Genomic DNA, 22,481 nt, shown 5'->3' with positions numbered 1-22,481 from the left:
AATATATAGAAAACCTAACAACTGTTAGTAGTAGTACTACTACACTTTTTGATATTTATGGTTAAATGGGTGTATTGCGTAATTAAAATTCTATATTTGGTGAAATAGATGACATCAAATCACAGAATATTAATTATTAAAATTTACCAATCATGGCAGACAAAAATTCAAGAGGAATTCTAAAATTCAACGGTGGCGAAGGGCAGAAATTATTAAAACTTAATTATAGCGTGTCCCGTTCCACAGACGTATCAGGAAGAGTAGCATCAGATCCTTCCAATGCACTGATCAAAATCACAGTAGAAGCTACAGAAAAATCTGATATCCTGGAAAGTCTTCTTAACGGAAAATACAAGCCTACAACTGGAGAGATCACCTTCAACAAATCTCACGAAGAAGGAACGTTGACGACTTTGCAATGGACAAACGGATACGTGATTCAGCATGAAGTAGATTTCGACGCAGTAGACGAAAACAGTATGTATATCAGTTTTATCATAAGTGCAGAGCAAATCGATCTAGGGAACTCTTCTTATAAAGCAGAGTGGCCTACTTCTTAGAATTCAATTTCTTAAAAACTTTAAAAATATCAGACAGAATGGTCCATCCGGCATTAGGGATGCCGTTCTGTCTTTTTTTGTCCGTAATAGTTACCATTAATAAATGGGCATCGGTCATCAGGTTATTAGGAGTTTAAAAATAAGCCTGACAATATAATTTTATACTGTGAAAGTTTTCTAACTTTATAGAACATCTGTTTATTTTTTAATTTTTTAAAGTTAGAAACAAAAAAAACGCATTAAATAATATGGATAAAAACACTTCAAATTCCGATAAGATTGCAGAGAACTATATCCCTGGAATCAACCGTGTGGTAAAACTGGATATTGTGATAGATGGTAAAATCATCAAACATTTCAAATATTTCCGTTTGCATCAAAGTGTCAGAAAACATCATGAGTTTGAAATTATCCTTGTGAATGATACGCTATCTGAAAAACAAAATCATGAGCTTGAACAGGCCAATAGATTTTTAGGCGGAAGATTAACCGTCAATATCAGATACAAAGATGTTGAGGATAGCCCGGAAAGAACTTTTGTCGGGGTTATTACAAAAGTTGGATTCAGTCAGGCCAATCACAGTCTTGGAAACATCGTATTGAAAGGTTACAGTCCAACTATCTTATTGGATGCTGCTCCACATACCCAAAGTTTTGGTGGGGTACAGCCGGTAAATATGGGCATTATCGCCACCGATATTATAAAGCAGGGAATAGAAAGTAGCAAATTTGATGTAAAAATCAATGCAAAAGCATCTTCTCAGATTCTCTATAGTGCTCAATATGACGAAACCCACTACAATTATCTTTGCAGAATGGCTGAAGCATATGGAGAACAGTTCTATTACGATGGTGAAGTTTTGCATTTCGGAAATATGCCACCCCAGAATAAAGCATTGGAACTGGTATATGGAAGTAATGTTTCCGATGTGAATGTCGAATTAAAAGCAGTGCATATCAAACCCAGTTTTTATGGATATAACAGCAGTGCCAATACTAAGCTCAGCTCCGGAGCAACGTCCATACAACATATAGGAAATTTAGCAAAAACAGCCTATCAGAATAATGAAGGGATATTCAAAACGCCGTCATTACAGATTGCACCTATAAAAGCCGTCACTGATATGGATGTAGTCATTTCCCAGACCTCTACATCAGGAAGCAGGGCCGTGGAAGTATTTACAGTATCCGGAGGAACAACCCTTCCATTTTTATATCCGGGATGTATTGCTGATATTAAAATGCGAAAAACGGATAGTAACGAAACATCCTATTTTACAAAACTGATGATGACCGAAGTTACCCATGAAGTGGATACTTTGGGAAACTATACAGGAAAATTTGAAGCCATAGCTTCAGATACAGGATATATACCAAAACCGGACTTTGCTGTACCGATTGCACAGCCACAGGTCGCCACGGTTATATCCAATACGGATCCGCAGGGACAAGGTAGGGTAACTGTAAGATTCGACTGGCAGCTGAATGACAGCACCAATTTTATACGGATGATGGCTCCTGATGCAGGGGGAACAGATCAAATCAGTCAGAACAGAGGATATGTAGCTGTACCCGAAGTCGGGGATCAGGTAATGGTAGGCTTTGTACACAACCATCCGGACAGACCTTTTGTGATGGGAGGAATGTTTCATGGCGGAACAGCCTTAGGCGGCGGAGTGGACAACCATTTAAAATCTATACAGACCCGAAGCGGAATCAGAATTTTAATGAATGATGCAGAGGGAAGTGTCAATATTATCGATCCTAGCGGCAACAATTATTTCATGGACGGAGCAGGGAATATTACGGTTACAGCTCCTAAAAACATGACCTTTAATGCAGGAGAGAATCTAACCATTAATGTCGGAAAAGACATGAAAACAAGTGTGGGGAATGATAATGCCATTCATGTTATAAACGATCATCAATTCACTTCAAAAAATTATAGGCAGACCGTCAATGAAAATAAAACGATCAATATAACGGGAGATTTGAAAGAGACGACTTCTACCACTACTCATAATGCAAAGAATGGTGATATTTTGCTGCAGAGTGCGGGGGTTGCCAAAATGCTTGGTAAAATAGACGCCAAAGTGAACAAAGGCTAAATATATATCTGAATTCAAAATTAAAATAGATTATTGAAAAGAAATTCAGATATATGAATGTATTAAAGAATAATTTCCCTAAACAATGAACAAATCACTAAAATATTTACTAAGCTTATTATTCTTCGTTCAGATCTCGTGTCAGGATAAGAAAGCGCATCAAAAAACAAAAGCTATGACAAAATATGAATGGTTGGATGCCACTTCCGCGCCTTTAGGTTACCCTGTTGATGTGTATCGTGGAGGATTTGAATCTGCAGATGGAGAATTTACAAGTTTGTTTAGTGGAACGACAGGCGGAATATGGGGAGAAGCCAACAGAGGAATGAGTAATGGAGAAAAAAGTATTCCCGATCATTTACATGTGATTTGGGTTTCCTATGCTGAGAAAATATTTTATGAGATAGATACCGATCTTGATAACGGGAAAATGACTGATCTTTTCAAAAACGGTTATCATACCCCTTCCAATGGAGACAATCCAAGTCCAAGGAAAGAAAACTACAACCAGATTATTGTAGGTTTTGCGCCGGGTGGTGTGGTTGTACTTTGGCTTTCCGGACCTGGAAGACAGGTGGAAATAGGAAGATATCAGAGTAAGAAGATAGTCATACCGCAGTCTGAAATAGATGCTTTGAGCCCTGGACCTCAGAAAAATATGTTTGATACTGAATACCAACGTAAAATAATCCATGAATTTGGAATTGTTCCGGCGGAAGTGGTCAAGGCAAACGAAGGTAAGGCTATTCCTTACGGATTGTGGGACAGTTATAGAGAAAAATACAATTGGAATCTGCAGGTTGAACTGCCTGATAACGGTAAAACAAAGGAAGTAACCTGGTTTCATTATAATGGTGAAATGGAAATGACCTTTGGAGACACCCAATTGGAAAAGTATAGTAATAGTATTCCTAATGAATTAAAATGGAATACTCCTAAAGAAAAGGCCGTCCCGAATGATATTAAAATTTTATGGATAGACGGTGCCGACGGATACAGATATGTTGGTAATATAGAATTTGATGAAAAAGAAATTCTTCCTGCCTTTAAGGAGATTTCTTCCTGCGATCATAAGGCTAAAATCGAATTAAAGATTATGGTTAATACTCCTAAAACCTCTGCTTCAGTGAAATTAGTAAAGGGTGACCAACAAGTCTGGTTGAAAAACAGTAAAATTATGGTACGTAAAACTAAATACAAAGACTAGCCATGGGTAAAACCTTTGTTTACAATACGGGCAATCCGTTGCCAGATCCGCCGGGAACTTTAAATATTACCTGTGGAATATTCTTCGATGGAACCAGAAATAATCTGAAAAATACCGAAATACGTAAAAAGGTTCAGGGCAAAGGAGAGTTTCGCAATATTTCAGCATCAGAAGATGAAAGAAAGATTTTTGAAAAATATGCTAAAGATGACAATAGTTTTGGGAATGATTTTACCAACATTGCCAGAAAGTATATGTGTACAAAAAAAGATGTCTATTCATTTTACGTAGAAGGTATTGCCACTATCGATAAGGCAGATGATGAAGGAGGAGGCTTTAAATACGGGCGTGGGAAAACAGGAGTGATAGGAAAGGTAAGAAATGGATGTAAAACCCTTGCCGTACATGTGAAAGACAGAAAAGACAAGTCTAAGGATGATATTGATAATATTATTTTAACGGTTGATATTTTTGGATTTAGCCGTGGTGCAGCGGCAGCAAGAAACTTTGCCTATAATCTGCAGAAAAAACCATATCCGCCAAAAGCTTACTACCCACCTGTGCAGGGGGCATCAAGAATTGACGTAGACCACGAGACCACTGAATTTATGTCCATCGAAAAATCGTGGGTGAAAGATGGCCAACTTCCCGAATTCGGCCATTTCGGTACTGCGCTTTTGCAGGCTGGATTAGCCCGTGAACTGGTAGATTCCATGACTGTTAAGGTTCGATTTATAGGACTGTATGATACGGTAGCTTCTTATGATCCTACCTGTATTCTTATTCCAAGTTTCAAGAAGAAAGTGGGCGAGCTTCATTTACACGATCTAGGTTCCCCAAGAAAGGCAGTGCATTTTACAGCGGCAGACGAACACCGGAAAAATTTTTCCCTGACAAGATTTGTTGGTGTAGAGCTCGAAACAGGAATTGAAAAGAATTTTCCGGGAGTACACAGTGATGTGGGGGGAAGTTACAATCACGATGTCATGTCTTCAGCGGAACTCAGGGAAAGTGGTTACCAACCGGATCCTGCCGAGGGAGTGACCGAAAGAGAATATGTCTGGCTTGAAAAGGCTTATTTTTCGGGGTCATTGGACGATTTCAAGGATGAGCTCATCGAGCAGGGCTGGTTCAAAAAAGATCAGTTGGCTATTGAAAAACACTGGAAATATACCCTTACCGGAACCCGCTATCTGTACAGAGGATATAGCTTTATACCCCTTCATTTTATGTGCGATTACGCGTTGCCTCTTGTTAATGAAGAAGATAACTGCCTGTTCTATTCAAAAATAATGGCAGATTATGCTTTGAATGATCCATTCTTAGATGAAGTAAAAGCCTATATGAAAGAGCACATCATAGAAAAGAATGAAAAATGGACACTCAAAGGAAATTTTAAACACGAAGAAGAACCGGAAGCAGACAGCAATGTAGAGGTTCCTGTCGCCACTGCTGCGGACCGTGCAGTTCCTGCAAAACAATTGGAAGAAGTAGTGGTGACAGCATATAAATCTGATTATCTTCTCAGAAAATTAAAGAATAAATACCTACACCGATCGGCAAAAATTAACACGTTAATGGATATTTTTGCCTATTCACCAACTGGTGATCGGAAAAGAAAGGAGTTTTAAACGAGAAACAAATTGATATTGGAACATCCTCTGAAGAATTTTAGCAAAACTTATAGATTGGAAACGGTAGTTATTTCTAATCCTGATACGTCCTACCGTACAGAAAAAAGTTATGTGAGAGTAGCTGAGGTCTACTATTTAGGAAATGAAAAGGAGTATTTCCGATATCATGTTTTAGTGGTTGATTTCAATTTTTCAAATGATGATAATGCCATGGGGAAATTTTTAAAACAAATCAGCTATTTGTTTGATGAGTTGGAATTAACAGTTGATAAAGATGGACACATTATTGAAATTAATAACCTTAATTTTCTTCGGTTAAGATGGACAAAAATAGCCGCTAAGCTTTCAGAAACCCACAAAGGAGATTCTATAGATAATTATTTCAGGAAGATCGGCAGTATACTGGAAGATGAAAGCATGCTGATTGGTTTTTTAGAAGGTTACAATATGTTTGGATTGCTTTTCAATGGGTTGCTGCAGCCATTGGATGCAAAAAGAAAGAGACTGTCTTCTGAAGGATTTACGGAAATTTTGGCTCCTCTGAAGGATGGGGATAAAATGATTTTAACAATCTCTTCCGAAGATCCGAAACCAGCTGGGATTGACGATTTCAGAGGATTATTTGTATTCAGAGAAGGCCACAATGAAGAAGGTTTTATGGAAATCAAGAAAGATAATACTCATTTAAAACATTCATTACTATGGATAGGTTAGATAAAGATACAGAGACTGCCATTCCGGAGACTCAAAATCAGGTTGCAGAGCAGGATAGTGATCAGGTAAAAGCTGCCAATAGCCAGAAAATGGAGGAAAAGCGTGCTGAAAATGAGGAAAAGGATAAAACGGAAGCCGGTCTGAAAGTAGTTATAGATACCGCTACTTTGGAGTGCTTGCTGTGCACCATTCCCAAAGGAATCATGAAGGTCAATTTTGATACTCCCACCATACAGGAAAAGAAAACAGCCACGATAAAAGAGAGAGGCCCTAAAAGTCTTGTTTTTACGGGAACCTGTAAAAAAAGTCCCCAGATGGCAGTACCATGTGCTGCCGTTATGAATGTAAGAGACTGGCAGGATGTGGGTACTTATTTGTCCCAGGATCAATTTGTACTGTTGCAGAAAAGCACCATTCCCTGCACGTATGGAGGGGTGAATATTACCATTACCGACAGTGGACAGGTTCACCAGCCTGAAAGCATTGATGCAGAGGGAGCTCCGGTCCCTGAATCGAAAGAAAAGATCAATGGCAACTTCTATAATTATAACGGTACTTTTGAAGGAAGTGTAAAGGGGCAGAAAATAGGAAATGAAACTGATGTGTATGCCTGTGAAGGAAAAGGAGCAGAGGAAGATGTGTACAAGAGTCCTAAAAAGCTGAATATTGTCCATAGTGAATTCCAGAAAGTTTGTAATATTATTAAGCATGAAGGCTTATCATCAGAAAAAGAAGAATACCTTTATATAGCGCATACCAATTATAACGAAGCAAAAAGAGTTGGAAAAACAATGTTTCAGCTATTAAATTCCAGCTATTCCAGTGTAGAAGCTAAAGATAAAGTGGAAATGAAAACCACGGAAAAAGACACCATATCTTTACATTCCAGAGCAGGCGCCATTGATGCTCTTTTAAGAGATGTGGATGACGTGAAAACCGACCCTACGGATAATGCAACCCAATGGGATGGTGAAGACTTTTTAGCCTGGGGTATTGATGCCGACCTAAAACCAGACAGTAAAACAAAATATGGTCATAATAAGTTTGATGAATATGATTCTGTAAAAATAAGTAAGAGCCTGTACGATTCTTTTGTTGCTAAAGTGACAGGAAGAAGAGGCGATACTCTGGCCTATACCTCAGTTCATGATGAGGGCTGTGATAAAGGAGTCCATACACACAAAACCGTGAAAGAAAAAAATAAAGCAGTTTACGCGCTTCCGAATGCTGATTTTGCAAAAACAGACTATTGGACCACAGGTGATTTTTACTTTAAGAATGCAACGAAGCAATCTTTTGGCTTAGAAGCAACCCGAGTTGCCGGATACACGATATTTTGGAAAAAAATAAAAGTTTAATCAATGAAAAACTTAACCTGTTTATTACTCATTCTATTGACCGTTCCTGTGAAATTTTTTGCACAGGCACCCAAACCATATACCATAACTTATATCATTAATAAAACCATTGATAAGGGAGAATATGTGGACGACCGGAGAATAGATAAAAAAGATAAAATAAGTACCAATAACTTAATTTACATACTCAATACAAAAAAAGACAGTATCTCTTTTTATAATTTCAATGATGCTCCGATATCAGAAAAGAAAGTTCCCAATTTATGTACTTTAACGAAGAATCAAAATGCCCTTTTGCTAAATTATAAAAATGAAAGTTACAGTACAAAACTGAATATTGCATTCAACGATAATGAAAAGACAATTTTAATTGGGGATAAGGACATCTTTTACTTCAATGATTCTTACTATAAATACATCCGCAAAAGCATTGGTGACAATTTAAATATTCCTGATCTTATTGACTTTTTAGAAGATTTTTTAACAGGTTATAATCTGGATGATTTAAAATATATTTCATCCTACGAAAAATATAAACATAAGGATTTTAAAATCGTGAAGGGATATATGGAATCTTACAGAACCCAGGCCAGTGACTATCTCGATAAATGGAACGTAAAGTTTTCGTATAATGAAGCAGGGGTAACCAAGTATATCTTAAAAGAATCGGCAGAAGGAGATCAGGAAATAGAAAAAAAGCTGGTATCTGCCCAAAAAGGAGTTTTTAAATATACAAAGCACACCAATGTTGAAAGCAGACTTATCACTGACCGTGAAATTCTGATAGATCCTGATAAAAAGACTTACGAAGAAAAAGTAACAGCCCTTCAGGTGGGACTGGGCAAAGAAAGCAGATATGAAACCAAGCTGATTTCCTATAAAAGTTTCCCTTCAAAAGAATTTATTCTGACATCAGGCAGTATTTCAAAATTAAAGTCATCAAAATAAAATAAGATTATAAAAAATTCAGGTAAGCTGCTACAGTTAACTGATGTCCTGAAAGAACGTATAAAAAAGGCTATCCCAACATCTGGAATAGCCTTATTTATACTTAAATTATTGCAATCTATTGAATCACAAATGTCTTTTTCTGGGTCGTATGCGCTGAGAAATATCCCAAAGCACCATTGTTGATATTACTTGGAGGATTGGAAGGCGTAACACCTGCTCCTCCGTCTCCCGAGATCTGCAGCAAAGCAGAATAATAAGTGAATATATTATGGTCGATGGACTGCATTTCTACATGAATCTTATCTCCGGGCACTACTTTGTGGTCTGTAGGATCTTTTTCATCATCCTCATTAGGCATGAACAAAGGCCTCTGGTTCACCAGTCCGTTATTGATATTATCTGAAAACACCTCAAATGTCTTTTTCGTCATATCATTGACCGTAAAATTGAAAAGATAGCGGTTTCCCAATGCGATAGGATCCGTAAAGATCGGTAAAAGCGTGTAGGTAGTTTCACCCCCGAAAGTAAAGGAATCCTGAGTGAGATCATCAAAATTCACCACTTCAGGCATGGTGCTTTGAGCCGTGTATTCTTTCCCTTCCGCCTGAATTTTCAACGTATACGTACGTCCTGTGACTCCAGTAAAACTGGTGGTTTTGTACTTTCCGTCACCTACGTATTGTAAGGTTTCGGTTTGTCCGGTATTATCGCTTAAAATAACTAGGGCACCCGTAACTGCAGGATATTGGTTGTTTTGCGTAAATGCCACCGACTTTGTTATTCTGACAAAATAAGGTCCGGCCTCATTCGTGATATTCCCTTCTATGACAATGTTTCCGCTCTTGTCATCCAGGTCCAGATCAATCTCCTTTTCACAAGAAGTTACTAAAAACAGGGTCAGTATGATAAAAATAATATTCTTCATGATCTAAAATTTGAAATTATAAGTGATGTTCGGTACCCAACGGAATAATGAAGTCTGCATAGCGCGGGTGGTTCCCGGATTGTTCGGATTGTCTTCAAACGTAATGGTGTAAGCGTTTTCACGGCCGTAAAGGTTATAAATACCAAATGACCACGATCCTTTGAAACGTTTGGTAGATTCCGGTTCATACGTAGCACTCAGGTCCATTCTGTGGTACGCAGGCATACGGTCCGCATTTCTGCTGCTGTACTGGAATATCGTCTGTCCGTTCAGCTCGTATTTCGCAGTAGGGAAAGTAACCGCATTTCCTGTGCTGTACAGGAACAATCCTGATAGAGACCATTTCTTACTCAGTTCATAGGTAGCCACGATGGAAAGATCATGCGTCTTGTCCATTCTCGCATTGTACCAGTCATTATCGTTGATTCCATTTATTTTTCTTTCCGTTTTAGACAGGGTGTAAGAAATCCATCCCGTCAGTCTTCCGGTTTTCTTTTTAGCGATAAGCTCTAACCCATAGGCTCTTCCTTTACCGTACAGCAATTCACTTTCTACATCAGCTGCTGTGTCAAAAGAGATCTGTGCACCGTTCTTAAAGTCGATCTGATTCTGCATGGATTTGTAATAAATTTCAGCATTCACCTCATAGTTATTGTTCTTGAAATTTCGGCTGTATCCCGCACTGATTTGATCTGCTATTTCCGGTTTTACACTGTAGCTGCTTCCGATCCACTGGTCCGTTGGATTTCCGCTACTGCTGTTGCTCAGAAGGTGTAGATTCTGCGTGTTTCGGGAATATCCGGCTTTGATGCTGCTTACCTCATTAATACGGTAGTTGGCTGTCACTCTCGGCTCAAGATTGAAATACGTTTTTCCGAATTTTCCTTTGTCTAAAAACCTGCTTTCCGTAATCACATCACCCTCGTAGGTATTGTAAGTATCGCCTCCTAAAACGCTGAATGTAGAAAGTCTTAAACCGTAATTAACCGTAAGCTTATCATTGGCTTTAAAATCATCATTGATATACACCGCATTCTCCCAAGATTTTCTCGGATTTCTCGGAAAACTGCTCACGCTCGTTCCGGAAGCGCTGCTTGGTGTAATCGTGTGGTAAATAGACTGAAGTCCGAAACGCACAGAATGCTTATTTCCGGCAAACCACGTAAAATCCTGCTTAAGGTTCCAGTCCTCGATCTGTGAATCCAGCCCGAAGGTATTGTCGTTACTTTTTAGACTGATCTTATAATTGTAATTGCTGTAAATAAATGAAGTATTGGAGAACAATTTACTGTTGATAATACTGTTCCATCTCAAGGTGGCCGTAGTATTTCCCCAGTCTGTAGAGAAAGTGTCTCCTAAGCCCAAAACATCTCTTCCGAAATATCCCGAAAGATAAAGACGGTTGTTTTCATTGATCTGATAATTGGCTTTTAAATTTAAATCATAGAAATACAGCTTACTGTCTTTGAAATCTTCACTTCCTTTAAGAAACAAATCGGCATAAGTTCTTCTTCCTGATACAATGAATGATGATTTTTCCTTCTGAATAGGACCTTCCACGCTCAGCCTGCTGCTGATCAGACCGATCCCTCCATTCACATTGTAATCCTTATTGTTTCCATCCTTCATTTTAACATCCATTACCGAAGAAAGACGGCCTCCATACTGCGCAGGGCTGTTTCCTTTGATGATACTGGCATCTTTCAAGGCATCACTATTGAACGTACTGAAAAATCCAAGTAAGTGCGAAGCGTTATAAACAGGCGCTTCATCCAGTAAGATCAGGTTCTGGTCCGTAGCACCACCTCTCACACTGAATCCGCTGCTACCTTCACCGTTGCTTTTGATACCCGGTAAAAGCTGAATCGTCTTCATCACATCCTTTTCCCCGAATAAAACCGGCAGTTTTTCTATATTCTTGATGCTTAAGGTCTCTGTTCCCATCTGAGCGGTTGAAAGGTTTTTATCCTTTTTTACCCCTGAAATAATAACTTCATCAATTTTTCCTACTTTTTCACTTTCTTTTTCCTCCTGATTAAGCGGAAGATCCAGTTTCGTGTTCTGTTCCACCTTTACAGGCAGTTCAAAATCCTTATAACCGGGATAGGAAACAATCAACGTGTAACTTCCTTCGGGAAGGGATAATGAGTAAAAGCCATATTCATTGGCAACCACCGCAATAGACGGGTCTTCACTCACCTTTACGGTTACCCCGATCAGCAGTTCCCCATTTTTGTGATCTTTCACGGTACCGCTTACGGAGTATTTTTGCTGCGCAAAAGCCAAGGAGCTGAAACAGAGGACAGCGGCCGTAGCGGCAGTTTTAAAAAACAATTTTTGCATTGAGTTTAAATTTTAATGTAGTAGAAGTCTATCAAATAGTCTATTTAATGGGGTGAATGTTACAGAAAATTAGAATAATGAAACTTTAAATGTTAGATATATGGTTTTCGTTTACTGTCAAACGTAAAAAAACAGCCAATATTACAGTCTTTAGAAAAAAAATGTGGTATTATAAACCTTGAAGTGAAATATTTCTTCCTTTGTGTTTGGAATAGCTGCTGGTTGTGCAAAGTTTGTGATAATTTTCTCTGGTTTTCCGTCTTTGGCTAGAATAAATGGGCCGCATGTCGTCATCTGGTTCATAGTTTTTAGTGGTTATTCTGAAAAAAAAAGCGGAAAATTCCCCTTTTCGGGAATACAAAAATAGCAAAATACCTTTACCGGTCTTGTAATTCATTGTTATCTTTTGGTAATAAACGGTATAGCCCGATTGCTTTGCAGAATTAAACTTTTCATTTTCGATATTCATAGGGTCATTATATGGCGCTAAACTATGCTTAAAAGAGTCTACAGATGTTCGGAATTATCGAGACGAACGTATTTTTTTTATCCATGTCAGGGTTTTAAACCTTCACCTGGTTCTCCAGAGCAAATAATTACGAAATGATGTATATTTGTTCGTGATTTTTTTTAATGCCGGGTAGCATTTTCCCGGTTGCGTTCCACATCAATAAATGACTGGTAAAAGATGATTCCACTTCACGACCTTCTGTTTTTTGTCCTGGCTGCATTTGTGTTAGTCATCAGCCCGGGACCCAATATGATTTATTTAATTTCAAAATCGATCACCCAGGGGAAGAAATCAGGATTGATTTCACTGGCTGGCGTAGTTTGTGGTTTTCTGTTTCATATTGTCATGGTCTCTTTTGGACTCACTGCCGTATTACTGGCAGTTCCGGTGGCTTACACTGTTCTGAAAACACTTGGAACGGTTTATCTTTTATATCTTGCTTACCAGGCGATTAAACCCAAGAGTAAAAATATATTTGAGGTAGATAGCACCGGCAGGCACGATGGTCCCAAAAAACTTTTCACCATCGGCTTTCTAACGAATGTACTCAACCCCAAAGTTGCGATATTCTATTTGTCTTTTTTTCCACAGTTCATTAAACCTGAATACGGTTCCGTTCTCACTCAAAGTCTTGAACTGGGAGTGGTGCAGACTTTTATCAGCTTCAGTGTTAATTTTATCATTGTTCTGACAGCCGCAAAAGTAGCCGTGTTTTTCGCTGGAAATCCTTTCTGGGTGAAGGTTCAAAAGTGGTTTATGGCGAGTGTCTTAACATTTTTAGCGGTAAAGATGGCCTTTTCCAAAGCCAGATAGTTCAAATGTTTTGGTTTATGCTGAAAAAATCATCTTTAAGATAAAGGATAATGGTCTTCAGTTTCGTCTGTTCTGATGAATATTTCTAATTTTACGCCACCATTTAAAGATGAAACAAAGCATTCCCACCTATGATCTGAGCGGTATTACGCAGCATGGGATTCTGATTGAAAGGATTGAAAAACGTACCATCAGTACGGAAGACAACCTTTTTGATAAAGGAATTCACCGTGACAATCATTATATTTTTACATTTCTGGAAAGTGGCCGGGCCAAAATGATGGTCGATTTTAAGACCATTGAAGCTCAGGATTCTACCGTCTTCTTTTTGCTTCCCGGGCAGGTTCATGAAGGAATTTTAATGGAAAACGTCACCGGATGGTTTATAGCGGTAAAAGCAGATCTGCTACCTGATTCTTTGAGATCCGTTTTTGAAGAGTCATTGGTGGATATACAGCCTGTTTCCGTTGATGACGATTGGCACGAAAAGCTGAGCTCATGCGCCGCAATCTTGAAGAAATCCTGTACGGAAGAAATGTTGGGCTCAAAAGAGGGATTTTTAGTGGTCAGGTCTTTAATGAATGCTTTTACAGGAATGTATGCGATGATTTTTTTAGGTCAGAATAATTGCGAAATAGCTCATGAAAGCCGAGCTGTTCAACTGACCAGAAAGTTCAGGGTTTTGGTACGGAAAGAATTTAAAACCATGAAAAGTCCCTCAGTTTACGCCGGGCTTCTGAATATTTCTCCAGGTTATCTTACTGAAGTGATCCGTGAAGTGACCGGAAAATCGGCTCAGCAATGGATTCATCAGGAAATTTTGATAGAAGCGAAAAGGCTTTTGACCTTCACTCAGCTTACCGTTAAAGAAATTGCCTACGAGCTTGGATACAGCGATCATACCTATTTTTCACGTCTGTTTTCCAGAATAGAAGGATTCCCGCCATCAGAATTTCGGGACAAAAATCACAGGAAGAAGTAAACCGCGAATAGTCCAATCAATTCCCTGAAACAGCTATCGGTCCGCATTCATTTTGCGCTTTCCTTTGCATTAAAATTACTTTATGCCAAGCTTACCAAAATGGATCAATGACACCTTAGAAAATGTCTTGTCCTCCAAGTTTAAAGAATGTACCGTTATCCACATAGAATCTGTTTCAAATGAGCTTCGCCTTGTCCGTTTTGCTACCGAGCTGGAAGATGTTCCTTTTGAGCCGGCGTATGCGATAGGAATAAGAGTGAACGAAAGAGATTACCGTAATTATTCACCATTCAACTTTAATAAGCATACCGGAACTTTCGATGTCCTGTTTCACCTTCATGATACAGACTCGGTAGGAGGTCGCTTTGCCAATACCCTTTCAGAAGGAGATACGACCAAAATTTTAATGCCCCGGGGAAAACGCTTTTTTGAAACTGAAGCGGAAATTCATTTCTCCATCGGTGATGAAACCTCTCTGGGAAGCTCTCTTTCCATCAAAGAAGCAGCGGAAGAGATTGGGGGTTCATTTGTATGTCTTCACGAATTGGAAGACTCCGCAGCATTGAAAGAGCTGGAACTCTACGGTTATCATGCGCCCAAAAATGATATACAGAATATTATGGAAGCTTTAAACGATTTTCTGAATGAGGAGAAGGAGGCCGTTTACCATAACGAGGCGGTTTTCTATCTTACAGGAAACGGAAATACCATGTCTGTCATCCGGAAATTCCTTAAAGCCAAAGGGGTTGATGCCAAATGTATAAGATCGCAGGCATATTGGATAGAAGGGAAGAAGGGACTTTAAAAGCAGTTCATATGGCATCTCAGACAATCTCAAAAACGGATTGAAATTATTTAGATTAATTGTTAGTACTTGTTCAAACCTTATAGGTTTTCGAAATCTATAAGGTTTATAGTAGATACTAAATTCTACTCCCCAGAACATGGGTTTGTCAGATGATCGCAAGGACGCAATATTTTATCTACTATAAATATTTTCCTATTGAATCAAAGACCGTCAGTATTTTACTGGGTGGTTTTTTTATGTTTACAATGTCGATAAAGCCCTTTTAATAAAGGGTTTTTGTCATTTATATATTGGTGACAAAAAGGTTTGCTCATTTGTTTTTCACATTAAAGGGAAATACCTGAGTTTCTAAAAATCAGTAAATTCCCTTAAGTTGGATATATTTTTCTTTTGGACATTTGTATCAGAAGAAAGGGAGAAACAGAAAATGAAGAGGAGGGAAGGCGTAGAACAGTAAACCGGGAGAAAGGTTCTTTAAAGATAAGAAGAATGAATGATCCTCAGAAATTTAATAACCATTAAAACCAAGTATATGTCAGATACAGTAAATAACAAGGTCACCGATGCGGTAACGCAGACCAATGTTACAGTGCTCGGCGAATCACCGGCTCAGGCAATGAGTATGTTGTACCAGATGGCAATGCATGCCAGCGGAATTTCGATACAGAACTCAGTAACCAACCAGCAGAACCTTAACCAGCTTAATCCGGCCATCGTAGCAGATGCCATTAAGATTTTAAAAGGATAATCTAAAACTTTAAAACCATGGGAACGCAAAATTCAGAAGGAGCCAAACCTACCAACGCTGCAGAAGAAGCGGTAGTTTTCATCAACAAAGAAGTACTGTCACCACCAACAGCTTCCCCAATGACCGGCGCAGGAAAAGTAATGATCGATCAGTCGACGGGGATGATGGTTCAGGATCTGCAGTCTTTTTTAAAAGGATTTGAGCAGGTAGGTCTTATTGCACTGAGCAGATTGGCCAATAATTTCCTGACCTACGGAACACCCAGCGAAAATAAGCCGCCACCAAAGAAAAAACTCACGGAAGGAGCCGCTGAAGAGACAGAAACTGAGACCGGAAATGAAATGATGCGGGATCTTTTTAAAATAGTCAGTGATTATGCCGAAGTGAAAACGAAAATTTCTACCGCGATCTTTGCTGTCAACAGCAATTTGAATCCACCGCAGAATATGGCACCGGTCGAAGATCTTCCCACAGAAGATGCTGAAAAAAAAAACAATTGACATCAGCGACTACCAATGAGAAACCAGAAGAACAGGACAGCATGGGAAATAAAAATTTTGAGGCTGACGGCGGAGACGGGAAATTGGTGCTGAAATCTATTAAGCTGTCTCAGCCACTCGTAAAACCTATGATCGAAGAAGCGGTAATTCCCGCAGAAGAGCCTGAAAAAGAGAGGCCAGGGAAGACCCTATCTATGCAAATCACAGACAAACTTAAAAAAATAGGAAATGGATTATTCAAAAGATCATAATCTCAAAAAAATAGATCCGGCCATTTATGAAGATGTTCCCATCGATGGAGAGGAAAATGCAGCCGCAGTTGAAGAAACAGAAGAAGACAGCCCTGTTGCAGAGACAGAACGTAATGCCGTGGGAATAGACATCAGCGCCATGCCGTTTGTTCTCAGTCATGAAGATGAAATCATCAACTACATTAAAGATAAGGCCACCAAAGAAACCCTGAAATCTTTAGCACCACTGCTGGAAAAGCTGGAAGAAGCCGTGAAACAACAGGAAGCGTATCAATCGCCGGCTACCGCGAGTCCTGTAACGATGAACTATGATGACCAGTTAAAAAAACTACAGGAAGCTTCGGTGGTAAAAATTAAAGAGAAAGAATTAAGAATAGCCGAAAGAATGAATAAGCTGCAGGTGAGATTTGCGAATATGAGGAAGTAGGAGTTTAGGGATTAGGGATTAGGGATTAGTGCGGCTCTTGAGGCCCAAAAGCAGAACTTCAGGGCAGTTGTATTCAATTTTTCAAACTACTAAATCTAATTGATGGCTGTCAGAAGTCATCTGCCGGATAGTAACTTCCATCCTCCCTCTTCCAGCTTCCATCAACAATATAACAACCAAAAATAAAAGATCATATGAATGAAATCAATACAGCAGTAATGGGAATGTCTGCCTCTGTACCCGCCGCGATCTCCATGCAGGTGAGTGCGCATTCCATAGGATTAATGCATATCAATTCCGCATTGAACCAACAAAGGGACGCAATGCTTGGAATGAGCAATTACGTCATGGGACTCAAAAAGATGAGTTCCGGGAGAATAAAACTCAAAGGTTCAATCGCCGGAAAGGGGCGCTTTTAATTGAAACCGCTTAAGACAAAACTACGGATGCGGTGCATTCCTCTGTAAAGACAGAAACCGGTGCCCTCAGCATATATACAATCAGGTCAATATTTATTTCCACACCGTTTTTTGAATGCTCGGCGTACAAAATCAAACATCCTCAATCCCCCGAGAAAAGATCACGTACAGCATACCTACAGAAGGAACAGATGGCAAGGAAATATATCCTGAAAATCTAAACCGCATCCTTTCTTCAACATCATACAGGATGGCTGAAGCTTACAAAATAAAAATTTAACTCCTGCAGATGGTACAGGTCATGATTTCAGCCATTGTATCGAGAATCATCCATACAGCGAAACCCAATTACCAGTCTGCAACAATGCCTTGAAAATCTGTTTCATCGTATCATTTGCGGGAGCTTAAAATCATCAGGAAACTAGTTTAAATCAAAATAATTTATTAACCGAGATCAGATCTCAAAAAAAACAATTACAACTATGGCAACAGTAAACGAACAAATCACAGACGCAGTAACGCAGTCGAACGTGAAAGTAGTGGGAGAATCTCCTGCAATGGCTTTAAGCAACGTCTATCAGGCAGCCGCACACTCTACGGGAATCATGTTTGAAAATGCGGTGAACACGCAAAATCAACAGAACATTTTAGGACAGGCGGCCACTACTCAGGGTATTATGCAGATTTACAGCATGGATACAGTAGCAGATGCTGTTTCTATCGCTAAGATCCTGAAACCTTAATTTTTTCTGAAAACGTAGAAATTAAGCCTCAAATCCGGCAGATCCGGTGTTTTTAATCCAAACAAACAATCATCATTATGGCAACAGTAAACGAACAAATTACAGACGCAGTAACCCAATCCAATGTAAAAGTAGTAGGTGAATCTCCTGCAATGGCTCTAAGTAACGTGTACCAAACCGCGGCACATTCTACAGGAATTATGTTTGAAAATGCAGTGAACACGCAGAATCAACAGAATATTGTGACTCAGGCAGCCACTACACAGGGGATTGCTCAGATCTACAGTAAAGATACCATCGCAGATGCTATTTCTATTGCTAAGATCCTGAAACCTTAAGCGTTTTCATTCCAAACTAAAATAATCATTATAAGCCGGAAGCCCCGGTCAATTTTTAACCCAAATAAACAATAATCATTATGGCAACAGTTAACCAACAAATCACAGACGCAGTTACCCAATCCAACGTGAAAGTGGTAGCAGAATCTCCAGCAATGGCTTTAAGCAATGTGTATCAGACAGCCGCGCATTCCACAGGAATCATGTTTGAAAATGCGGTAAATACCCAAAATCAGCAAAATATCGTAACCCAGGCAGCGACTACTCAAGGGGTTACCCAGATCTACAGCCTGGATACAGTAGCCGATGCTGTTTCTATTGCTAAAATTCTTAATCCTTAATAAGTTTCAACTAACAGCGAACAGTAATCCTAATCACCGGGTGATCCGGTTTTCTTTTTAACCCAAATAAACAATAACCATTATGGCAACAGTAAACGAACAAATCACAGACGCAGTAACGCAGTCTAACGTAAAAGTAGTAGGGGAATCTCCTGCAATGGCTTTAAGCAACGTGTATCAAACAGCAGCTCATTCCACAGGAATCATGTTTGAAAATGCAGTAAATACCCAAAATCAGCAAAATATTGTCACTCAGGCAGCGACTACACAGGGTGTGACGCAGATCTACAGCCTTGATACCATAGCCGATGCTGTTTCTATTGCTAAAATCCTGAATCCTTAAGAGATTACGGCTAACGGCAAAAATCCCCCACAGCCGGATCATCCGGCTGTTTTCTAAACCCAAATAAACAATAATTATCATGGCAACAGTAAACGAACAAATCACAGACGCAGTAACGCAGTCGAACGTAAAAGTGGTAGCAGAATCTCCTGCAATGGCTTTAAGCAACGTCTATCAGTCAGCTGCACATTCTACAGGAATTATGTTTGAAAACGCAGTGAATGCGCAGAATCAACAGAATATTTTAGGTCAGGCAGCCACCACACAAGGAGTTATTCAGATCTACAGCATGGATACAATCGCAGATGCGGTGTCCATTGCTAAAATCTTAAATCCTTAATTATTTAGCGTGTTTTTTAGATTCCAATCAGGGAGTGCATATGGTGTACTTCCTGATTTTTGTTTATGGGGATTAGGGATTAGGGAAAAGGGAAGAGGGAAGCGCTTGAAGTCCAAAAACAGAGCTTAAGCACTTTTGTATTACATTTTAAAACAACCTACATCCCGAAACTCTCAAACACTCAAACTCTCCGACGCTCAAACCCGTACCCCGCACCTCGCTCTCCCGACTATTTATCCAGCAAAACAATCTCATTCGCATCAATAATCCGGTTCTGTACCGCATAAATAACGAGCCCGGCCATATTCTTGACACAGGTTTTGATCATCAGATTGGTCTTATGGGTTTCAACGGTTTTTGGGGAGATAAACAGGGTTTCTGCAATTTCTTTGGTGCTCATCTGCTGACAAACCAGTCTCAGTACATCAATTTCCCTTTCTGTAAGGTCATCTTTGGAGTAGGCGTGAAATTCAGGAAGTTTATTGGATAGCTGAGTTCTCATCACTTCTACCTGATCATTTGAAAAATAATGGCCATTCTCATGTACAGCATTGATGACTGCCGGAAGTTCACTAAGTTCGATTTCTTTTGACAGAAAAGCATGAGCTCCCATTTTCAGCATCTGTCCCATAAAAGACCGCCTGTAAAAACTCGAAAGGACAATGATCTTCATTTCCGTATCGGTCTGTGATAATGCTGAAAGTACGTCAAGGCCGCTGCCATCGGTCATTCTCAGATCCAGGATCAGAATATCCGGAGTGTTGGTTTCTATTTCTCCAAGGAAAGCTGTTCCGCCGGTGCAGGTGAGTATCGTCTGGTAGCGTCCATCTTTATCCATATAATCTTTTAAAAGCTGGACAAAGAGAAGGTCATCGTCTACAATCCCAATCTTTATTTTTTCTGATTCTTTCATAGTTTAATTTGATTTAAATGCCGTAAGGATCATCCATTGGGTTCCTTTTTCCGGCTTGGTTTTTAGTTTATATATTGCGTTGATCTGCTGGGTTCTTGACTTAATATTTCTGAGACCGATTCCTCCGTATTGGGTTCCTGTTTTAAAACCACAGCCATTGTCTTTCACGGTCAGAACCAGATATTGCGTTGAAATTCTGAGCCTTATTTCGATCTTAGTCGCTTGGGCATGTTTCAGAACATTGCTGATCAGTTCCTGTACAATCCTGAATACATTTAATTTTACCGAACTGCTGAGCCTGTTTCCATGGCTTCCGGAATGATGAAAAACCACGGGAATATCTTCAACCTGTTCGAGGTAATCTGTAATAAGATCAGGAAGTTCTATGTCATCCAGATCCGGCGGCGTAAGGTTGTGAGAAAGCTCACGGATCAGCTGCATGGAAACCCTGATGTCCTGGCTCAGCTCATTCACGCTTTTACTAGCTGTATTTAAACGGATGAGGTTCAGTCTAGAGATGATATTGTCATGAAGTTCCTCCGCCAGACGTTCCCGGTCTTTTTCCTGAATATAAAGAGTGTTTTCCCAGCATTCCGTCTGGGTATTTCTGACCATCTGCATTACTTTTCTTTTATTTTTTTTAATACTTTTCAGATAAGTGGTGGTGAGTACCGTTATAAATAAAGTCATTAAGAACAGAAGCCCGATCCCGATCCATATCCACAGGACTACTGCCAGATTCTGATTTTCCCGGTACGGCATCCCAGATTAACAATAGCAAGATAAAAGAACAGCAAAAGTACTCCTCTGAACAGCCATACAGGCGCCACCCATTCCATATGATGATTGATCAGGAAATTAAAAGTCGTGGAAATTATCGTTTCGATGGAAAAGAACAAGAAAACGGCAACATTCACAATGAACAGGGTGGTATCTGTTTTGCCCTTTCTGATCACCTGCAGAAAATAAAGGCCTCCAAAGCTGCAGATCACGATATTCGGGATGATATTCGAGTAGAAGGTAAGGGCTTCAATACTTTGATGATACAGTATATTGAATGTCAGAAGTACCAATGCGGAAAGGTAGATGGAGACTCTTACCCGGGGAGAAATTTTGTAGAAATAGGCATTGTAAATCTCCGTCAGGGCAAGCAGGCTCAAAAACTGGCTTAATGAATAATTGTAAACATTGTAGGGAGTCAACTTCATCAGTCTTCCGATAAGGTCGGAGAGTTCCAAAGCAGCTTCACCCAGAAAAAACAGCATCAGCAGGAGTTTTTCTCTTATTCCGGTCATCATAAACAAAATCAGACCCGACAGCAAAACCAGGTTGATCAGGACTTGTAAAAATAGGGACAGGCTGTTATATAATGCCATCACTTTTGATCAGAAGTTGGAAATTTTGCTGGTCAGACATCGTGAATGGGGGTCTTGGCGTGGAGAAATCTTCGGCTTCTTTGCTCATTTCATTCACTTCAAGATGCTTTACGGTAATAAATTCTATATGATAATCGGAAAGGGAACTTCGGTCTTTTAATAGGGTAGTCAGCCCAAGGAAACTGATGCACAGATGATCCTCCTCAAGACCCAATTTCTCATAATCCGAAAAAGGAATGGAGATCAGTCTCAAAAACGGTTTCTCCCTGTTGAGTTCAAGCCATGTACTGCCGAACATATTCCACCTGAAATTTCTGTTGACGGCAGATTCCCAGTCAATGGACGGAGCAATCAATGCTTCACTGAAATACTGCTGCCACGGATCCACCGAATCGCGGGTAAATTCTTTGACTAGAATATGGCTGAAATCTGCTTCTGCATCACTTTTGGAATCGATCAGGAAAAACTTCAGACGGTCTTCATCAATACCTGCATAGGCATGAATAGTAGGGCTTTCTACATGTTCCAACTTATTTTTCCACTCCTGAATTTCCTTTCCCGTAACACTGAAATGCGTCCCCTGATTAAGCGCGTTGAGGATCTCCTGTTCACTTACTTTATTCCCGATCTGGTACAATTCCGTTAAAGTATTCCATTTCCTGATGGCATTGCAGATGTTCTCAATTTCCATAATGTTGAATATTTGTGAATGATATTTCTTTATGGTTGAAATTTACGAAAAAATTGGATTTAAATCACGTTAGTTAGAGATAGGTTGTTGTCGACGATTTTTATATTTTATTTCCCTTAAGTTTAAAGCGAGCCACA

At 39.5% G+C, this 22,481-nt stretch carries 26 protein-coding genes; 20 read left to right on the top strand and 6 right to left on the bottom strand.

Annotated elements, in window-relative coordinates; translation table 11 throughout:
* Positions 1-152: 152 nt before the first annotated feature.
* The 7 genes from tssD (at position 153) to LC419_RS01700 (ending at position 8,529) form a co-directional block, all read left to right on the top strand.
* Positions 153-560 (top strand): type VI secretion system tube protein TssD, encoded by a 408-nt coding sequence (tssD, locus tag LC419_RS01730; protein WP_034728120.1) that lies wholly within the window; start codon positions 153-155, stop codon positions 558-560.
* A 248-nt stretch (positions 561-808) separates the two neighbouring features.
* Positions 809-2,668: a type VI secretion system Vgr family protein gene (locus LC419_RS01725; protein WP_223605721.1), complete on the top strand. Its 1,860-nt coding sequence runs from the start codon at positions 809-811 to the stop codon at positions 2,666-2,668.
* 85 nt (positions 2,669-2,753) lie between these two features.
* Entirely contained in the window at positions 2,754-3,875 is a 1,122-nt protein-coding gene (locus LC419_RS01720; protein ID WP_223605720.1) for a DUF2931 family protein, read from the top strand.
* A 2-nt stretch (positions 3,876-3,877) separates the two neighbouring features.
* A complete protein-coding gene (locus tag LC419_RS01715; protein ID WP_223605719.1) occupies positions 3,878-5,506 on the top strand; it encodes a DUF2235 domain-containing protein in 1,629 nt (542 codons plus the stop codon).
* 57 nt (positions 5,507-5,563) lie between these two features.
* Entirely contained in the window at positions 5,564-6,223 is a 660-nt protein-coding gene (locus LC419_RS01710) for a hypothetical protein (RefSeq protein WP_223605718.1), read from the top strand.
* Positions 6,211-7,581: a DUF4280 domain-containing protein gene (locus LC419_RS01705; protein ID WP_223605717.1), complete on the top strand. Its 1,371-nt coding sequence runs from the start codon at positions 6,211-6,213 to the stop codon at positions 7,579-7,581. Before LC419_RS01710 ends, LC419_RS01705 begins: the two co-directional genes overlap by 13 nt.
* A 3-nt stretch (positions 7,582-7,584) precedes the next feature.
* Positions 7,585-8,529, top strand: coding sequence for a hypothetical protein (locus LC419_RS01700; protein WP_223605716.1), 945 nt, complete (start codon positions 7,585-7,587; stop codon positions 8,527-8,529).
* A gap of 118 nt (positions 8,530-8,647) precedes the next feature.
* Here the strand turns inward: LC419_RS01700 and LC419_RS01695 are convergent, their stop codons facing one another.
* Both LC419_RS01695 and LC419_RS01690 read right to left on the bottom strand, forming a co-directional pair.
* Positions 8,648-9,457, bottom strand: coding sequence for a DUF4249 domain-containing protein (locus tag LC419_RS01695; protein ID WP_223605715.1), 810 nt, complete (start codon positions 9,455-9,457; stop codon positions 8,648-8,650).
* Positions 9,458-9,460: 3 nt separating this feature from the next.
* The gene (locus tag LC419_RS01690) at positions 9,461-11,800 is read right to left on the bottom strand and encodes a TonB-dependent receptor (RefSeq protein WP_223605714.1); all 2,340 of its coding nucleotides are present in this window, start codon (positions 11,798-11,800) and stop codon (positions 9,461-9,463) included.
* 688 nt (positions 11,801-12,488) lie between these two features.
* On the opposite strand from LC419_RS01690, the gene LC419_RS01685 reads away from it, so the two are divergent.
* From LC419_RS01685 to LC419_RS01625, 13 genes are all read left to right on the top strand, one after another.
* Entirely contained in the window at positions 12,489-13,124 is a 636-nt protein-coding gene (locus LC419_RS01685; RefSeq protein ID WP_223605713.1) for a LysE family translocator, read from the top strand.
* Positions 13,125-13,233: 109 nt separating this feature from the next.
* Positions 13,234-14,106 (top strand): AraC family transcriptional regulator, encoded by an 873-nt coding sequence (locus tag LC419_RS01680; protein WP_223605712.1) that lies wholly within the window; start codon positions 13,234-13,236, stop codon positions 14,104-14,106.
* 82 nt (positions 14,107-14,188) lie between these two features.
* The gene (locus LC419_RS01675; RefSeq protein WP_223605711.1) at positions 14,189-14,911 is read left to right on the top strand and encodes a siderophore-interacting protein; all 723 of its coding nucleotides are present in this window, start codon (positions 14,189-14,191) and stop codon (positions 14,909-14,911) included.
* Positions 14,912-15,446: 535 nt separating this feature from the next.
* Positions 15,447-15,662, top strand: a complete 216-nt coding sequence (locus LC419_RS01670; RefSeq protein ID WP_034728290.1) for a RebB family R body protein — start codon at positions 15,447-15,449, stop codon at positions 15,660-15,662.
* Between the two features lie 17 nt (positions 15,663-15,679).
* Positions 15,680-16,162, top strand: coding sequence for a hypothetical protein (locus tag LC419_RS01665; RefSeq protein ID WP_223605710.1), 483 nt, complete (start codon positions 15,680-15,682; stop codon positions 16,160-16,162).
* Complete coding sequence (locus LC419_RS01660; protein ID WP_223605709.1) at positions 16,159-16,413, top strand: hypothetical protein; 255 nt, start codon at positions 16,159-16,161, stop codon at positions 16,411-16,413. The genes LC419_RS01665 and LC419_RS01660 overlap by 4 nt, the downstream gene beginning before the upstream one ends.
* Complete coding sequence (locus LC419_RS01655; protein WP_223605708.1) at positions 16,391-16,840, top strand: hypothetical protein; 450 nt, start codon at positions 16,391-16,393, stop codon at positions 16,838-16,840. Before LC419_RS01660 ends, LC419_RS01655 begins: the two co-directional genes overlap by 23 nt.
* A 194-nt stretch (positions 16,841-17,034) precedes the next feature.
* The gene (locus tag LC419_RS01650; protein ID WP_223605707.1) at positions 17,035-17,259 is read left to right on the top strand and encodes a RebB family R body protein; all 225 of its coding nucleotides are present in this window, start codon (positions 17,035-17,037) and stop codon (positions 17,257-17,259) included.
* A gap of 482 nt (positions 17,260-17,741) precedes the next feature.
* Positions 17,742-18,002: a RebB family R body protein gene (locus LC419_RS01645; RefSeq protein WP_034728088.1), complete on the top strand. Its 261-nt coding sequence runs from the start codon at positions 17,742-17,744 to the stop codon at positions 18,000-18,002.
* Positions 18,003-18,079: 77 nt separating this feature from the next.
* On the top strand, positions 18,080-18,340 hold the full coding sequence (locus LC419_RS01640) for a RebB family R body protein (RefSeq protein WP_116011215.1): 261 nt from the start codon (positions 18,080-18,082) through the stop codon (positions 18,338-18,340).
* Positions 18,341-18,420: 80 nt separating this feature from the next.
* The gene (locus LC419_RS01635; protein ID WP_034728083.1) at positions 18,421-18,681 is read left to right on the top strand and encodes a RebB family R body protein; all 261 of its coding nucleotides are present in this window, start codon (positions 18,421-18,423) and stop codon (positions 18,679-18,681) included.
* Positions 18,682-18,763: 82 nt separating this feature from the next.
* Positions 18,764-19,024: a RebB family R body protein gene (locus tag LC419_RS01630; RefSeq protein ID WP_034728080.1), complete on the top strand. Its 261-nt coding sequence runs from the start codon at positions 18,764-18,766 to the stop codon at positions 19,022-19,024.
* Positions 19,025-19,100: 76 nt separating this feature from the next.
* Complete coding sequence (locus LC419_RS01625; protein WP_316931666.1) at positions 19,101-19,364, top strand: RebB family R body protein; 264 nt, start codon at positions 19,101-19,103, stop codon at positions 19,362-19,364.
* Between the two features lie 229 nt (positions 19,365-19,593).
* On the opposite strand, the gene LC419_RS01620 is transcribed toward LC419_RS01625, so the two are convergent.
* Genes LC419_RS01620 through LC419_RS01605 form a run of 4 tightly spaced genes read right to left on the bottom strand, consistent with a single transcriptional unit; the run spans position 19,594 to position 22,344 of the window.
* Positions 19,594-20,277 carry a response regulator transcription factor gene (locus tag LC419_RS01620; protein ID WP_223605706.1) on the bottom strand — a complete coding sequence of 228 codons (684 nt, stop codon included), beginning with the start codon at positions 20,275-20,277 and terminating at the stop codon, positions 19,594-19,596.
* Positions 20,278-20,280: 3 nt separating this feature from the next.
* On the bottom strand, positions 20,281-21,039 hold the full coding sequence (locus LC419_RS01615) for a sensor histidine kinase (RefSeq protein WP_223605705.1): 759 nt from the start codon (positions 21,037-21,039) through the stop codon (positions 20,281-20,283).
* Positions 21,006-21,653, bottom strand: a complete 648-nt coding sequence (locus tag LC419_RS01610) for a hypothetical protein (protein ID WP_223605704.1) — start codon at positions 21,651-21,653, stop codon at positions 21,006-21,008. Before LC419_RS01610 ends, LC419_RS01615 begins: the two co-directional genes overlap by 34 nt.
* Positions 21,640-22,344, bottom strand: coding sequence for a hypothetical protein (locus LC419_RS01605; protein ID WP_223605703.1), 705 nt, complete (start codon positions 22,342-22,344; stop codon positions 21,640-21,642). The genes LC419_RS01610 and LC419_RS01605 overlap by 14 nt, the downstream gene beginning before the upstream one ends.
* Positions 22,345-22,481: the final 137 nt, after the last annotated feature.

The organism is Chryseobacterium sp. OSA05B (assembly GCF_019970065.1).
In the GTDB taxonomy this organism is placed as follows: Bacteria; Bacteroidota; Bacteroidia; order Flavobacteriales; family Weeksellaceae; genus Chryseobacterium.
The sequence above is the reverse complement of the archived record's forward strand: the minus strand, read 5'-3'. Positions and strand labels throughout refer to the sequence as shown.

Coding starts and splice junctions, on each gene's coding strand:
- LC419_RS01690 (WP_223605714.1), bottom strand. CDS start 11,800: ATGCAAAAATTGTTTTTTAAAACTGCCGCTACGGCCGCTGTCCTCTGT.
- LC419_RS01655 (WP_223605708.1), top strand. CDS start 16,391: ATGGATTATTCAAAAGATCATAATCTCAAAAAAATAGATCCGGCCATT.
- LC419_RS01700 (WP_223605716.1), top strand. CDS start 7,585: ATGAAAAACTTAACCTGTTTATTACTCATTCTATTGACCGTTCCTGTG.
- LC419_RS01705 (WP_223605717.1), top strand. CDS start 6,211: ATGGATAGGTTAGATAAAGATACAGAGACTGCCATTCCGGAGACTCAA.
- LC419_RS01720 (WP_223605720.1), top strand. CDS start 2,754: ATGAACAAATCACTAAAATATTTACTAAGCTTATTATTCTTCGTTCAG.
- LC419_RS01615 (WP_223605705.1), bottom strand. CDS start 21,039: ATGCCGTACCGGGAAAATCAGAATCTGGCAGTAGTCCTGTGGATATGG.
- tssD (WP_034728120.1), top strand. CDS start 153: ATGGCAGACAAAAATTCAAGAGGAATTCTAAAATTCAACGGTGGCGAA.
- LC419_RS01680 (WP_223605712.1), top strand. CDS start 13,234: ATGAAACAAAGCATTCCCACCTATGATCTGAGCGGTATTACGCAGCAT.
- LC419_RS01665 (WP_223605710.1), top strand. CDS start 15,680: ATGGGAACGCAAAATTCAGAAGGAGCCAAACCTACCAACGCTGCAGAA.
- LC419_RS01630 (WP_034728080.1), top strand. CDS start 18,764: ATGGCAACAGTAAACGAACAAATCACAGACGCAGTAACGCAGTCTAAC.
- LC419_RS01610 (WP_223605704.1), bottom strand. CDS start 21,653: ATGGCATTATATAACAGCCTGTCCCTATTTTTACAAGTCCTGATCAAC.
- LC419_RS01695 (WP_223605715.1), bottom strand. CDS start 9,457: ATGAAGAATATTATTTTTATCATACTGACCCTGTTTTTAGTAACTTCT.
- LC419_RS01685 (WP_223605713.1), top strand. CDS start 12,489: ATGATTCCACTTCACGACCTTCTGTTTTTTGTCCTGGCTGCATTTGTG.
- LC419_RS01715 (WP_223605719.1), top strand. CDS start 3,878: ATGGGTAAAACCTTTGTTTACAATACGGGCAATCCGTTGCCAGATCCG.
- LC419_RS01620 (WP_223605706.1), bottom strand. CDS start 20,277: ATGAAAGAATCAGAAAAAATAAAGATTGGGATTGTAGACGATGACCTT.
- LC419_RS01635 (WP_034728083.1), top strand. CDS start 18,421: ATGGCAACAGTTAACCAACAAATCACAGACGCAGTTACCCAATCCAAC.
- LC419_RS01650 (WP_223605707.1), top strand. CDS start 17,035: ATGAATGAAATCAATACAGCAGTAATGGGAATGTCTGCCTCTGTACCC.
- LC419_RS01675 (WP_223605711.1), top strand. CDS start 14,189: ATGCCAAGCTTACCAAAATGGATCAATGACACCTTAGAAAATGTCTTG.
- LC419_RS01645 (WP_034728088.1), top strand. CDS start 17,742: ATGGCAACAGTAAACGAACAAATCACAGACGCAGTAACGCAGTCGAAC.
- LC419_RS01640 (WP_116011215.1), top strand. CDS start 18,080: ATGGCAACAGTAAACGAACAAATTACAGACGCAGTAACCCAATCCAAT.
- LC419_RS01725 (WP_223605721.1), top strand. CDS start 809: ATGGATAAAAACACTTCAAATTCCGATAAGATTGCAGAGAACTATATC.
- LC419_RS01670 (WP_034728290.1), top strand. CDS start 15,447: ATGTCAGATACAGTAAATAACAAGGTCACCGATGCGGTAACGCAGACC.
- LC419_RS01605 (WP_223605703.1), bottom strand. CDS start 22,344: ATGGAAATTGAGAACATCTGCAATGCCATCAGGAAATGGAATACTTTA.